This window comes from Streptomyces sp. NPDC002018 (genome assembly GCF_042890865.1).
GTDB lineage: Bacteria > Actinomycetota > Actinomycetes > Streptomycetales > Streptomycetaceae > Streptomyces.
Window position 1 is genome coordinate 25,332 of the sequence record NZ_JBIASO010000015.1, and the last position, 13,144, is coordinate 38,475.

At 73.1% G+C, this 13,144-nt stretch carries 12 protein-coding genes; 4 read left to right on the forward strand and 8 right to left on the reverse strand.

From position 1 onward, the window contains the following. The first annotated feature begins 16 nt into the window (after positions 1 to 16). Both ACFYYH_RS23955 and ACFYYH_RS23960 read left to right on the forward strand, forming a co-directional pair. Positions 17 to 1,036, forward strand: a complete 1,020-nt coding sequence (locus ACFYYH_RS23955) for an LLM class flavin-dependent oxidoreductase (RefSeq protein ID WP_388554561.1) — start codon at positions 17 to 19, stop codon at positions 1,034 to 1,036. Between the two features lie 695 nt (positions 1,037 to 1,731). Then, a complete protein-coding gene (locus ACFYYH_RS23960; protein WP_388554563.1) occupies positions 1,732 to 2,811 on the forward strand; it encodes a hypothetical protein in 1,080 nt (359 codons plus the stop codon). Between the two features lie 83 nt (positions 2,812 to 2,894). On the opposite strand, the gene ACFYYH_RS23965 is transcribed toward ACFYYH_RS23960, so the two are convergent. After that, a complete protein-coding gene (locus tag ACFYYH_RS23965; protein WP_388554565.1) occupies positions 2,895 to 3,779 on the reverse strand; it encodes a LysR family transcriptional regulator in 885 nt (294 codons plus the stop codon). Between the two features lie 329 nt (positions 3,780 to 4,108). Between ACFYYH_RS23965 and ACFYYH_RS23970 the strand changes: the two genes are divergently transcribed. After that, positions 4,109 to 5,200 (forward strand): FAD-dependent oxidoreductase, encoded by a 1,092-nt coding sequence (locus tag ACFYYH_RS23970; RefSeq protein ID WP_388554567.1) that lies wholly within the window; start codon positions 4,109 to 4,111, stop codon positions 5,198 to 5,200. Positions 5,201 to 5,351: 151 nt separating this feature from the next. On the opposite strand, the gene ACFYYH_RS23975 is transcribed toward ACFYYH_RS23970, so the two are convergent. From ACFYYH_RS23975 to ACFYYH_RS23995, 5 genes are all read right to left on the reverse strand, one after another. Next, a complete protein-coding gene (locus ACFYYH_RS23975; protein WP_388554569.1) occupies positions 5,352 to 6,299 on the reverse strand; it encodes a hypothetical protein in 948 nt (315 codons plus the stop codon). Continuing rightward, positions 6,296 to 7,195 (reverse strand): PP2C family serine/threonine-protein phosphatase, encoded by a 900-nt coding sequence (locus ACFYYH_RS23980; RefSeq protein ID WP_388554571.1) that lies wholly within the window; start codon positions 7,193 to 7,195, stop codon positions 6,296 to 6,298. The genes ACFYYH_RS23975 and ACFYYH_RS23980 overlap by 4 nt, the downstream gene beginning before the upstream one ends. A 419-nt stretch (positions 7,196 to 7,614) precedes the next feature. Continuing rightward, positions 7,615 to 8,280, reverse strand: coding sequence for a VWA domain-containing protein (locus ACFYYH_RS23985; RefSeq protein WP_388554573.1), 666 nt, complete (start codon positions 8,278 to 8,280; stop codon positions 7,615 to 7,617). 24 nt (positions 8,281 to 8,304) lie between these two features. Beyond that, positions 8,305 to 8,799 (reverse strand): hypothetical protein, encoded by a 495-nt coding sequence (locus ACFYYH_RS23990; RefSeq protein WP_388554575.1) that lies wholly within the window; start codon positions 8,797 to 8,799, stop codon positions 8,305 to 8,307. Further along, positions 8,796 to 10,145: a methyl-accepting chemotaxis protein gene (locus tag ACFYYH_RS23995; RefSeq protein WP_388554577.1), complete on the reverse strand. Its 1,350-nt coding sequence runs from the start codon at positions 10,143 to 10,145 to the stop codon at positions 8,796 to 8,798. The genes ACFYYH_RS23990 and ACFYYH_RS23995 overlap by 4 nt, the downstream gene beginning before the upstream one ends. 293 nt (positions 10,146 to 10,438) lie before the next feature. On the opposite strand from ACFYYH_RS23995, the gene ACFYYH_RS24000 reads away from it, so the two are divergent. Further along, positions 10,439 to 11,035: a tellurium resistance protein gene (locus tag ACFYYH_RS24000; protein WP_388554579.1), complete on the forward strand. Its 597-nt coding sequence runs from the start codon at positions 10,439 to 10,441 to the stop codon at positions 11,033 to 11,035. A gap of 114 nt (positions 11,036 to 11,149) precedes the next feature. Here ACFYYH_RS24000 and ACFYYH_RS24005 read toward each other — a convergent pair whose 3' ends face one another. After that, entirely contained in the window at positions 11,150 to 11,866 is a 717-nt protein-coding gene (locus tag ACFYYH_RS24005; protein WP_388554582.1) for an oxygenase MpaB family protein, read from the reverse strand. After that, positions 11,863 to 13,143 carry an MAB_1171c family putative transporter gene (locus ACFYYH_RS24010; RefSeq protein ID WP_388554586.1) on the reverse strand — a complete coding sequence of 427 codons (1,281 nt, stop codon included), beginning with the start codon at positions 13,141 to 13,143 and terminating at the stop codon, positions 11,863 to 11,865. The genes ACFYYH_RS24005 and ACFYYH_RS24010 overlap by 4 nt, the downstream gene beginning before the upstream one ends. Position 13,144: the final 1 nt, after the last annotated feature.

Below are 13,144 nucleotides of genomic sequence, written 5' to 3' on the forward strand. Positions count from 1 at the left end.
ACGATGGAGGAGCACTGTGCCGCAGACCTCGGAGCCGTTGCGAAAGCTGGGGTTCTTGACGATCGGGTTGTTCGACGGGGCCGATCCCCGGCGGGGGCACGAGTCGACGCTGGAGATCATCGAGCTGGGTGAGCGGCTGGGGTTCGACAGCGCGTGGGTGCGGCACCGTCATCTCCAGTACGGCATCTCCTCCCCCGTCGCCGTGCTGGCCGCCGCCTCGCAGCGCACCCGCCGTATCGAGCTGGGCACCGCCGTCATCCCCCTGGGCTGGGAGAATCCGCTGCGGCTGGCCGAGGATCTGGCGACGGTCGACCTCCTGTCCGGGGGCCGGCTGAATCCGGGGGTCAGCGTCGGTCCGCCGATGCACTACGACAAGGTCGGGCACGCGCTCTACCCCGACACCGCCGACGCCGAGGACTTCAGCTACGAACGGGTGCGGCGGCTGCTGGACTTCGTGCGCGGCGTGCCCGCCACCGACTTCAGCGGAACCGAGGGCTTCGAGGTCTTCTCCGACCGCGTCCAGCCCCATGCCGCCGGCCTGGGCCGCCGTCTGTGGTACGGCGGGGCGAGCCTGCGGTCGGCCCAGTGGGCCGGTGAGCACGGGATGAACTTCCTCACCAGCAGCGTCGTGAAGGCGGAGGAGTCCGAGGACTTCGCCGAGATCCAGCTCTCGCACGTGCGGACGTTCCGCGCCCACCACCCCGACGGCGGCCGCGCCCGCGTCTCGCAGGGGCTGGTCGTCATCCCGACCGACAGCGCCTCGCCGGAGCAGCGCGCGAAGTACGAGGAGTACGCCCGCAAGCGGACGCCGCGTACCGCCACCCCGCAGGGACCCGCGCGCATGATGTTCGCTCCCGATCTCGTCGGGCCCTCCGCGCGGATCGCCGAACAGCTCTACGCGCACGCGGCCTTCCGGGAGATCGACGAGGTCGCGTTCGCTCTGCCCTTCAGCTTCGACCACGAGGACTACGTCCAGATCCTCACGGACATCGCCACCGTGCTGGGTCCGGCCCTGGGCTGGCGTCCCGGCGCCTGAGCGGGCGGGCGCTTGAGCCGGGCGGCGCCTGAGCGGGCGGGCCCTTGAGCCGGGCGGCGCCTGAGCGGGCGGGCGTTCTGAGTCCATGGTGATCCGCGCCTCGCCGTCGGCGCCTGCGTAGTCACCGGTGCCGCCGACCACGGCGGAGTCCCCGGTGTACGGCCCCCGCCCGAACCGGTCGATCATGGCGCTCAGGGCCCCCCGCAGGGTGACCGCCACCACGGCGCACTTGGCGCTGCCGTCCCCCAGCTTCCGGCCGGGCTTGCCGTCACGACTCTGGTGCAGTGCGAGATAGGTGATCCAACTCGCCCCGAGCGCCAGGCGCTTCGGCTGTGTGTCGGACACCTTCACCGCGACCCATCACTCCAATGGCTCCATGTCGTCATACGACCGTCACCCGACGGCCTTCGTGCCGCGCGCCATTGCCGACGGGCCGTGACATGCCCGTCCGCGTGCGGGGCCGGCCGCAGGCGTCTTTCGACAGCGGGCGGGAATCGCGTAGTGCCTGTGCGTGTACATGCGGCCCGTGGACGCCCCTGAATGGGCCGTCGTCGAAGAATCTTCGCGAGAGCAACACAAGGACTACGCACGGCCTCCCGCAGGTGCCGTTACGTTGTAGCCCGCTCGATCCTGAGTGCGCATGTGAACAGGGCGCCGGAGTTCCCGGTCGCGCAGTCAGCACAGAAAGATCGCGGATGGACTACTGCTCCTCGTGCCGTCGGACCCTCAACGGGGCGCTGGTGTGCCCCGGGTGCGGCGCGTACGCCCCGGACATCGCGCCTCCCGGCCACCGCAACACGGCGACGACCGCGATGACGGACGAGGCGTGGCCCGCCCTGGAGTTCCCGTCCTCGGACGAGCGTTACGAGCGTTACAGCAGGCTGCGCCTCGGCGCCGAGCCGGCCGGACCTGACGGGTCCGAGGACGCGGCGGACGACGTGCCGGTCGTGACGGCCCTGCCGGCGATTGTGTCGACCGTACCCACGACCGTGGTGGCCGTGCCGAACGCCGCGTCGCCCGGGGCGGACACCACGTCGCGGACCGGCGGGCCGGACGCCACATCGGACACCGGCCCCTCTGACGGCTCGGAGCGCACCGGTCGTTCCGGCGACGGCTCGGAGCGCACCGGCTCTTCCGGCGACGGCTCGGAGCACACCGGTTCGCCGGACGGCTGGGAGCACTCCGCCCCCGCAGCGGAGGGCCGCGCCGCCCGGCGTCGCCAACTCGCGCGCTGGAAGAAGCAGCGCCGCCGGGCGGCGGTCGCGTCCACCGTCGCCCTCGTCGGCGGCGGTCTGACCCTCGCCGTCCTGCCGTCGCGACCCTCCACCGGTCACGACGCGCAGGCGTCCTCGGCACCGGAGCCGAAAGCCACGGCCACGACCGGGACGGATGCCGCCGACACCGGCTCGTCCGTACGGCCGCGCACCGGCGAACCCCGGGACTCCGGCATCGGCGCTCCCTCGTCCGCGATCACCAGTCCGCCACGGAAGTCCACCGCCGTGGTGTCCATCACCGCCGCGAAGGGCCAGCGGCAGACCGGCGCCGCGGCCGGTCCCGGTGCGACGACGAGCGCCCGGCCGGGCACCCCGCCCGTGGCGTCCGGCGGAACGTCCACCGCGGGTCCGGGGGCGCCGCAGACCAGCACGCCGCCTCCTTCGTCTCCCACGTCCCCGCCCACCGGCGACCACGCGTCGGACACACCGCCGCCGAGCCCCGCGCCGCCGACGACACCCCCGGACGACCGTCTGTGCCTGCTCGTCCTGTGTGTCGGCTGATCCCTCCGGATGCCGCCCAGGCTCCCGCGCCTGTGCGGCTCCAGGGCGTGTCCGGCTCCAGGGTCTCTCCGGTCGGACAGCACCTAATCGGTCGGCGGAGGGAGCAGGGGGAGCAGGAGGTTCACCACGCGCAGGTCCGCGGCGGGGTTGTAGGCCAGGGCCAGCGGGACCGTCGGGGTCGGGGCGCTGAGATGGCGCAGGCGTACCCCCGGGAGGCGCAGGGCGTGGGCGCGGCCCGCCGGTACGGCGGAGATGCCGTGGGCCGCGGCAACGGCGAGCAGTAGCTGCTCGTCGTCGGGCTCCTCCCTGACGATACGGGGACCGCCGGGCCAGACCTGACGGGTGATCAGATCGTGCATGCCGGGGCCGTTCTCGCGGGGGAAGAGGATCACGGGTTCGTCGGCCAGCAGCTCGCGCGTGATCTTCGTACGTAACGCGGCCAACGGGTGCCCGGCCGGCAGCGCCAGCAGGAGTTCCTCCTCGGCCAGCACGTGGTAGCGCAGTTCCGGGGCCTCGTCGATCGGCGGCCGGACGAAGGCGGCGTCGAGCCGGCCCGCGCGCAGTTCGGCGACATTGTGGGCGGTCCAGCCGGTCTGGAGGCTGAGTTCGATGTCGTGGTACCGGGCGCGGAACGCGCCGACCAGGGCATCGGCCACGCCCCCGCGCGCAGAGCGGGTGTACGCGAGCCGCAGCCGGCCGGCCCGGCCGCGCACCGCGGCCTGGATGCGTTCCTCGGCGGCCTCGGCCTCGCGCAGCAGACGGGCCGCCTCCTCCGCCACCACACGGCCCACCGGGGTCAGTGAACAGCCCTTGGCCTCACGGTGCACCAGACGGGCGCCGACCTGCCGTTCCAGCGCCTGGATCTGCTGGCTCAGGGCGGGCTGGGCGATATGCAGCCGCCGGGCGGCGCGGGTGAAGTTCAACTCCTCGGCCAGCACGGCGAAATAGCCCAGTCTTCGCAGGTCCATGCGGCGATCGTAAGTGGCGTTCCCGCAGGCGTTCCAAGACGTGTTTCCGGTCTGCCGATAAGCGGGGCGTATCGCGAGCCAGGAGCCCGGCGCCACACGGCCCGCGCACGACACGGTTGCCCCTCATGTGCACTGGCGCGCATGCCCCGTTGCCATGGGCGGGCCGCGTCTCCCCGGCGGGCCGCGTCTCCCCAGCCCGGCCGTGTCCCCATAGGCGGGCCGTATCGCTCGCGCGGAAAAGCGTCTTGGACACCGCCCTCGCGGTCCTGGCCTCCTGGAAGGGCATCGGGCGGCCGCCGGGGCCGGGCCGGGGGAATTCTGGAGGGGCCATGAACGCGGACATCGTGGTCGTCGGGGCCGGAGTGATCGGGCTCACGACGGCGGTACGGCTGCTCGAACTCGGCGCGAGGGTGGCGCTGGTGACCGACGAGGCACTCCCCGCCAGGACCTCGTCGGTCGCCGCCGCCGTCTGGTATCCGACCGGGATGCCGGCCACCCCCGAGGTCACCGCGTGGGCGTCCGCCACCTACGCCGAGCTGTCGCGCCAGGCCGCCGACCGCGTGCCCGGGGTCACCCTGGGGCCGTGCCGGATGTACGTGACGGAGGGCGGAGCCGAACCGCCCTGGTGGGCACCGGCCGTACCGGGACTGCGGCGGCTGCGCACGGGCGAGGAGGCGGGGGCCGCGACGGGGGCGGCCAGGGGGGCGGCGACCGCCGGGACGACGACCGCCGGGGGGACGGGGACGGACCCGGGCACGGGGACGGGGACGGGGACGGGTGTCCGGACGGCGAGGTGGACGGACGGGTGGGCCTTCGACGCGCCGACCGTCCACATGCCCGTCTATCTGGGCTGGCTGGCCCGGCGCTTCCGGCGCGCGGGCGGGGTCCTGCTGCACCGGAGGATCAACCATCTCGCCGAGGCCGCCGCATGGGCACCCCTGGTCGTCAACGCGGCCGGGCTGGGCGCCGGTTCACTGTGCGGGGACGACACCCTGTCCCCGGTCCGGGGCCAGCTCGTCCTGGTGGCCAACCCCGGTCTGCGTACCTCCCTGCGCGTACAGGACCACCCCGACGGATACACCTACATCCATCCGCGCGAGAACGATGTCGTCCTGGGCGGTACGTTCGACCTCGGCCGGTGGGATCCGACCCCCGATCCCGCCACCGCCGCGGCCATCCTGGCCCGCTGCACCGCCCTCGAACCCCGGCTGACCGGCGCTCCCGTACTGGCCCACCCGGTCGGCCTGCGCCCCCACCGCCCGGCCGGCGTCCGGCTGGAACGCGACGACCGCCTCCTGCCCGCCGCCCGTGTCCTCCACAACTACGGCCACGGCGGCTCCGGCGTCACCCTCTCGTGGGGCTGCGCGGACGAGGTGGCGCGCCTGGCCCGAGGAATCTTCCCCGGCGACCCGGCCGAGTGACCGGTTCCGCCGACCGACCGGTCCCGCGAGCCGATCAGCTTCGCGAGCCGATCCGTCCCGCGAGTCGCCCAGCCCCGCGAGTCGCCCAGCCCCGCGAGCGCCCAGACCCGCGCGCCGGTCAGCCCCGCGAGCCGCACACTCTCGCGAGCGCTCAGTCCCGCAGACTGATCGTTCCTCGTTGTCTGATCTCGTCGAACTTCGACCGGTCGACCATGGGCCGAGGGGCGGGGGTGGCCGCGGTCAGCTTGATGACGTCCCGTCCCGCCAGGGCCGTCCGCCACTGCCCGAGGTCCGGCCTGGTGCCGAAGTCGCCCGCCGCCTGGCCGAGGAGGCGGCGCACGGCGGCCTCCCGGCGCTCGTCGAGGACGCCCGGCAGCGGGACGAACGGCTTGCCGGGTGCCGCGTACGCGTCCTGTGCCAGGATCCGGGCCAGCGCCAGCGCCGCCTTGTAGCGGTCGCTGTCGACGGTGACCAGACCGGGCGGGGCCTTCGGATCGTTCCAGTCGATGGTGTCCGCCTGGGCCAGTACCGGTTCCCGGCCGGCCGGGCGGGCGCCGTCGCAGTCCAGCAGATACACGGCCGGGCCCGGCCGGACCGTCCAGAGCACGTTCGCCTGCGAGAGGTCGCCCAGCACCAGCCCCATGGTGTGCAGCCGGTCGAGCAGTTCGACCAGGGCCACCACCAGGTCGTACCGCTCGCCGGGCGAGGGCTGGACCACTTCCTGCCAGGCACGTTTCGGGGGACGCAGGAGAAAGGCGAGTTCGGTCAGCTTCGTATCGCCGTTCGACGCGCGCCACATCATGGTCGAGGGCGCCCTGTGCATCAGGAAGCCGGTCACCTGGCCGCCGTCGGTCACCCGGCACAGCGGCCAGGCCGCCTCCGCGTCCAGCCGGTCCCGGTCCCCGGGTTCGAGGGCCCGTCTGACGGCCACCAGCGCGGCGAGGGCGTCGCCGTCGACCCGGCGCGGCTCGCGGTAACTCTTGTAGAGGACCCCTGACCAGCCTCCGAGCGTGTACACCTCGCCCTGGCCCCCGTCGCCGATCCGGTCGAGGAGCCGCAGCGAGCCGAGGGGGACATCGGCCCCGTCGTCCGCGCTCATCCCGTTCCCTCCCAGAGACACACCGCGGTTCTGTCGTCGTCGTACGACTTCACCCGGAACTGGAGCTGCCAGAGGAAGTCCGCGGGCTCGGGCACAGTGCCACGCCCCCAGGACTCACCCAGGAACGCGCGCATCCCGGCGTCACCCGCCAGCGGCGTGGACAGACCGTCCGTGCACAGGACGAAGACATCGCCGGGTTCGGCGGGGCCGAAGACCCTGGCGGCGGCGTACCGCGCCCCCGGCAGCGCCGCCGTCCCGGTGTCGATGACGGCCGATCCGCCGGACTCCTCCCCGAAGACGTCGACGGTCCATACGCCGTCGCGCAGGAGGGCGGCTCCGCCGTCGCCGACCGCGAAGAACCCCCGGTTGCGCACCGTGGCGTCGAGCGGGACCAGCAGGCCGCGCAGGGTGGTGGCGTATGCCTCGGGCCGCTCACCCCTCTGGGCGGCGAGCTGCGCGAGGCGCTCGGCCGTGCTGCCGAGCGCGGAGTTCACCAGCGCGATCAGCTTCTTGTCGTCACCGGCCCGTACCGCGGCGGCCAGTTCGTCGGTGTACTGGTCGAGGAAGTACGCGATCCTCCGGCACACCTCGTTGGATCCGATGTGCGAGCGGCGCGCGGAGCCCACTCCGTCGGCCACGGCGAGCAGGAGCAGACCGTTCTCGTCATCTCCCAGCCTGGTCACGCACAGGGCATCCTGCCGGGGCTCACCCCCGTAGCGATGGGAATCGCCGCGCACGGAGGCGGCCCGTACGGTCAGATGGCCGTGCGTGGCCCCGTCCACGATCATGTCCGGCAGCACCGCGCCGTCGAGGTCGTCCCTGACCGAGGGAAGGCGGCCCGGGTGGGGTGAGTAGAGGGGAGCCCGGGGCCCGCTGTGCCGCGGCACGCCCAGCACGGGCACACGCTCGGACTCAGGCTCGGACTCAGCTGCGGGCCCGGACGCGGGGACGGGCGCGGGCCCAGGTACGGATACGGCCTCGGACGCGGTCGGGGGCGCGGCATCGGGTACGGGGACGGGGACGGATCCCGGCTCCGCCGTGCCCACGGATTCGCGCTGCTGCCCGGACCCGGGCGCCGGGGCCGGCCGGGACGACGGCTCGGTCGTTGGCAGGGCCGCGGCCCCGGCCGTGAACTCCCCGGCCGATGGGGCACCGTGCCCCCATTGCTCCGGCGCGGCCCCCGGCACGGGATCGGGCGCGGACGTGTGGGGCGGTGTCGGCCCCGTCACCCCCGGCGGGAGCGAGCCCCATGCCTCGTCGAGGGCGTCGGCGGTCCGCGGACCGCCGTTCGTCTTCTCCTCGTACATCGCCGGCCTCAGAGCTTGTCGAGGGAGACGGTCGTGAACCCGGGCACGGTCTCGTCCACCGCCAGGTTGAATCCGCCGCTCCCGTCCGCGGAGATACTGCTCGCCGAGCGCACGATGGACCGCGTCAGACTGGCCGCGAACTCGCGCAGGGCCTGGGCGGCCGAGACCTTTTTGTCCTGCTGCATGAAGGCGCGGAAGTTGGCGACATGCCCGATCGTCGCGCGGTCGGCCTCGCCGATACCGAAGGCGATGATGTTCGGACGGTAGCGGGCCTCGATGAGCTCCTTGTGGGCCTGCTGCCAGTCGTCGTCCGTGGGACCGCCGTCGGACAGGAAGAAGACGACGGGGCGGTAGACGTCGTGTCCTTGGCCCTTGAGGGCCGCCACATCCGTCTCGATGCACCGCAGGAGCGTACGGAACGCCTCGCCGTACGAGGTGAGTCCGCCGGCCGCCAGCGCGGGCAGGGAGTCGATGTCGCTGAGATCGACGAGCGGCTGGAGCACATTGGCATCGCTGGAGAAGCCGATCAGACAGAAACGTGTCTTGTCGGCGACCGTCGGATTGGTGCTGATCTCCCGATGCAGCTCCGGCAGTGCGCTGTTGATGCTGTCGAGGGGGTCTCCGTTCATGGACCCCGACTCGTCGCATACCAGGTAGAAGGGCAGTATCTGCACGGTTTCGCGCCTCCGGGCGGGTGGTCAGTAGGTGTAGAAGTAGATCTCTAGGTCCGCGTGACCACCGGAGGATCCGCCCTTCCAGAAGTCACGCGTGGTCGCGCCCTTGAACATGTCAGGACGGGCCTTCTCCAACAGGGTGTTGACGGTGTGGGCGTACTCGCCCCCCGGGCCCGGATCCGCGTGGCGCCCGAAGGTGAGGACGAATGCCGCCCGGCGGCCCTTGTGCGCGGCCGTGACCGCTCGCAGACGCTCCACGATGCGGTCCCGGTCACCGGGCCGGGCGTCGATCGACACCTTCACCGGTTTGCGTGTCACCGCCCGGGGGCCGCTGGGGGACGGCTTCGGTTTCGGGGTCGCCGAAGCGCTCGGTCTCGGGGGCTTCGCCCCCTCGGCGGCCTTGACCGGGTCGCCCTGGTCACCCATCGCGATCAGGGCGAGGACCAGCAGCAGGTCCGCGAAGAGCCAGCCCGCCAGATGCAGCGGGTTGAAGCGCCCGGCTCGGGTCCGGGGCCTCACCGTGCGTCGGCCGGTTCACGGTCGGCGGGATGTCCGGCCGGTGTGGTCGGGACCACGTCGTGGACGGCCGGTGTCGCCGGGGCCGCGTCGCGGACGGCCGGTGTCGTCGGACCGGGGGCCCCGGGCAGCGCGGCCGCGAGCTCCGCGAAGCGCGCGGCGGCCTCGTGCAGGGCCTGTGTCTGGGCGTCGAGCCGCGACACCGCCTGCTGCGACGTGGCGACGGCCTTGGCCGTCTCCTCCGTGACCTCGGTGAGACGGTCGAGCACGCGCCCGGACACGTCCGAGGCGACTTCCGTGGCCGTGGTGAACGAACGCTGCGCGGCGGCCAGGGTGTGCACCGAGTCCTCGACCCGCTCGCCGGCCTGCCCAAGGGTGTCCCGTACTTCGCCGCTCACGGCCCGTACGTCCTCCAGCGCCTGACGCACCATCACCCCACTGCCGCTCACCGCGCTCGCCATCTGCTCGCCGGTGCTCCTGAGCGGATCGGCCAGCGAGGCCACGGCCTTGCCGACCTCTCCCCCGTTGACGCGGACGGCGGTCTCAATCCGGGTCGCGGCGTCCTCCAGCGGACGTACGGCCGTGTCGACACCGGCGAGCCGGCGCTCGGCGCCCTCGACCGCTTCCCCCACGGTGGATGCCGCGGTCACCAGGTGCTTCTGCGCCTTGACGGCCTTGTCGCCGAGGCGTCCCAAGGTGACGGCCGCCGCGCTCAGTTCGGCGGCGAAGCGTCCCGGGGAGGACAACCGCTCCTCGTTCAGGAGTAGCTGAGTCCTCGTCAGCAGCGGTACGAGCCGGGCCATCAGATCGTCGGCGACGCGCTGCGCGGCGACCTCCTGGCGCTCCTCACGGGCACGGCGTGCTCCATGGGCGGCCGTCAGGAGGAACAGCAGCGCGATCACCGCGGTCGCGGCGCTCGCGACATGCCCGAAGGTGAACCAGCCGGTCAGCCGGCCCTCGAAGCCCGACTGCCATAACTGAAGAAACGGCCGGGCCGCCATCCTGGGATCCGCGCCGGTCAATGCCTCATAAGCGCTGGTCGCCTTTGTCAGTCCGAACCAGGTGAGCAGCAGCGGAACGAAAACCAGCGCACCGAGGGCGGCCTCCAGCCGGCCCCATAACGGCCGCTGGGAATCGTCACGGCTCATCGCGCTCAGACTTTCCGGCCGGGCATATGCCTGAAGAAGATCGAGTTCGGTCCACGGCTCCAGATCTCCGTCGCCCAGCCCCTGGAGGGCGTCCGCGAGCGATCTCAACTCATCGCGGCGGGCGGCCAGTTCCTCCTGGTCAGCGAGATCTCTGAGCTGTTTGGCAACCGTGGCACGGTCGGCCAGAGCCCCAACGGGCATTCCCACCCCCATGAAAGAAACGCGAAGCGGCGGCATCCTTGCGCAGCGCCATTCGGCGTGGAGCCACCCCCGTACCCCTCCGCGCCGGAGACTTCCTGACCCGTCGCGGGCGCCGATCGTAGCGCACCCAGAGAGGGACAGGTCGTACAATTCGCTTTCCTGCTGAACGGGCGGCGTCGAGGGGGATCCTGATGAGTACCGATGACCGTAAACGTGGGGTGATCCGCCTGCGGGCACCGCGGATCCCGGAGGAGATCAGGACGCCGGAGAGAACAAGGGCCGTGGAATCGGCCATGGAATCCGCCGTGGAATCGCCGCTCGTCCTCACCAGGAGCGAGCCACGGGCGCGGATCACCGGCCGGGGGGCGGTACGGGCCAATCTCAACTGGCGGTCCGGCACGGGCGTGGATCTGGACCTGGGCTGTCTGGTGTCGTTCAGGGACGGCGGCGGCACCGTGGTGCAGGCTCTGGGCGACGCGTACGGCTCGCTCACGTCGTGGCCGTATGTCGCACTCGACCAGGACGACCGGACGGGTGCGTCGTCCGACGGCGAGACCCTGCGCGTGAGCCAGGAACACCGTTCGCTCTTCCGGCAGTTGCTCTTCTTCGTCTACGTGTACGAAGGCGCCGCCGACTTCCGCCACCTGGGTGCGACGGTCTCGGTGACGGCACCGGGAGACGCGGGCTGCCGCATTCTGCTCGACGACTCACCCGCCGGCGCGACCGCCTGCGCGATCGCCCTGGTCACGCCGGACGGGAACGGTCTCTCGGTACGCAGGGAGGTGCGGTGGTTCACGCCCCGGTGGACGATGTGGATACAGCAGCAGATCGACCGGGCGTACGGCTTCGGTCTGGAGTGGACCCACGCCACCAAGCCGCCCCGCGACTGACCCCCGGTCCCGCCCGTCCCGCCCGTCCTGTCCGCCCCGGGCCGGGCCGGGCCGCCGTGGGTCCGGGGCCGGGCCGCCATGGGTCCGGGGCGGGCAGGACGGGCACCGGGTGCGTCAGCGGGGGCGGGCGCGGGTGCGGAGGGCTCGGGTGACCAGGGCGCGGACCGGGGCGGGGGGCCGGCGGACCCGGAGGGCCTCGCGCAGGGGGTCGTCCAGCAGCGACGCGGCCACCGCCGGGGCCAGCGCGGCCAGCGGGGCGGGGAGCCGGGACGCCAGCAGGCCCCGGCTGGCGGCGTTCCAGAGGGCGCGGCCCTCCTCGGTCGGGGCGAAGCGGCGGGACTCGTAGCCGCGCATCCAGCGCTCCACCCCGGCGGGCCCCTCGGCGCCCGGCGGTTCGGGCAGGCCGAGCGCGTCCGACAGGGCGAGCCGGAAGGCGTACGCGGCCTCCCGTTCCGCGTCCGTGACCGCCCGGTGTCCGTGGTCGTCGATGAACCGCAGCGGGCACACGATGAAGCAGGCCAGGACGTAGTGCATCAGCTCGGGGGTGATGTCCGGCCGGTCGTGGACGCGGCGCAGGCCCTCGACGGTCCTTCGCCCCTCGGGGCTGTCCAGCCCCTTTCCGATCAGGGTGAACATGGCCACGCCGGTCGCCTTGGCCCGCGCCCGGGGCTCGCCGGTCACCCGTCCGGTGCCGTACAGCACACGGGCGATCTCCGGGACGCCGAACGTACGGATGAAGCCCAGGGCGAGCCCGACGCGGGACTCCTCCGGCATCGTCTCCAGCACGAGCCGCGCGTAGGCGCGGTGCGCGCCGCGCGTCCCGGCGGTCATCCGGCCGCGGTGGCGACGGCCAGCGCCTCGCCGGTCAGGGGCGCGTACAGGGAGCGGGCGACCCGTACCAGATGGGCCCGTTCCTCGGCCGGTTCCGCGTCCAGTCCCGGCAGCGGCACCTGCTCCTCGCGCGGGCGGGGCGGCAGCCCGGCGTTGAGCGCGTCGACGGCGAACCGCAGCGCGGTGGCCACGATCAGGGCCGCGCGGTCCGCGTCGTCGAGCCCGGCCCGTTCCGCCGCCGCGGTGGCGGCGGTGACCACCGCGGGATCGACCCAGGGCCGCAGCGTCAACTGGCCGTCGCGGATCTCCAGTCCACGCCGCGCGGTGCGCCACTCCAGATCGCGGAAGGCCAGCCGCTCGGTCCAGGCCGACGCGGGCTCCTCCAGGGCCAGCCGCTCGTCCGCCCGGTACACCAGGTCCCACAGCGGGCGCAGGGCCTGGTAGTCGCGGCGCCGCCGGGTCCAGGCGGCCACGGCGGGCCCGGCGAACCCGGAGGTGATCAGCACGGCCCCGAGCGCGGCGAACACCGGGCCGAGGGCCGTGCTCAGCCACTCCGCCCCGCCGACCCCGGCGAAGGCCGCGCCGATCGCGATGAGCTTGCACACGACATATCCGCAGGCGACGAGCCCGCCGACGGCGAGCAGCCCGATACCCCGGCGCAGCGGTCCGCGCGGCAGCCGGGAGGCGTGCCCGGCGCAGACCCGGCTGATGTCGATCAGCGCGAAGCCGAACTGCGCCTGGTAGAGCACGAGGAAGAGCGCGATGCGCGGGACCGTCGCGAAGGTGGTGTCGAAGGTGAGCGGGGTCTCCGGGCTGTCGGCTCCCCCGGTGAGGAACAGGACGGCCATCAGCGGAATCAGTACGGCGAACACCGCGAGGCGCCCGCGCACCTGCCGCCAGACGTCCGGGCCGGCCACGTCCCACACGCGCGTGTCACCGCGCTCCTTGGGCGGGGTCCACATACGGGCCAGCACCACGGCGCCCGCCGAGAAGCACGTGATGCCCAGATAGACCAGCAGGGTCGCCAGATTGCCGCGGTGCGCGACCCGGTCGATCAGCCGGTACACCACCGGGGCCGCCATCAGGAACGCGGTCGCGGGCGCGGCGATCGTCAGGGCGACGACGAGCAGCCCGGGGGACGGGTCCCGTCGCCAGGCCCGGATCTTCAGACCGGCCACCACCCAGCCCACCGTGCCGATACCGAGGTAGACGATGTCGAACGGGGTGTCGGAGATACCGGACACGTCCGCGACCGGGACACCAGATATGCCGGTCACG

Excerpts from the sequence above, each read along its gene's own strand:
- ACFYYH_RS23960 (WP_388554563.1), top strand. The coding sequence starts at position 1,732 with ATGGACTACTGCTCCTCGTGCCGTCGGACCCTCAACGGGGCGCTGGTG.
- ACFYYH_RS23965 (WP_388554565.1), bottom strand. The coding sequence starts at position 3,779 with ATGGACCTGCGAAGACTGGGCTATTTCGCCGTGCTGGCCGAGGAGTTG.
- ACFYYH_RS23970 (WP_388554567.1), top strand. The coding sequence starts at position 4,109 with ATGAACGCGGACATCGTGGTCGTCGGGGCCGGAGTGATCGGGCTCACG.
- ACFYYH_RS23975 (WP_388554569.1), bottom strand. The coding sequence starts at position 6,299 with ATGAGCGCGGACGACGGGGCCGATGTCCCCCTCGGCTCGCTGCGGCTC.
- ACFYYH_RS23995 (WP_388554577.1), bottom strand. The coding sequence starts at position 10,145 with ATGCCCGTTGGGGCTCTGGCCGACCGTGCCACGGTTGCCAAACAGCTC.
- ACFYYH_RS24000 (WP_388554579.1), top strand. The coding sequence starts at position 10,439 with ATGGAATCCGCCGTGGAATCGCCGCTCGTCCTCACCAGGAGCGAGCCA.
- ACFYYH_RS24005 (WP_388554582.1), bottom strand. The coding sequence starts at position 11,866 with ATGACCGCCGGGACGCGCGGCGCGCACCGCGCCTACGCGCGGCTCGTG.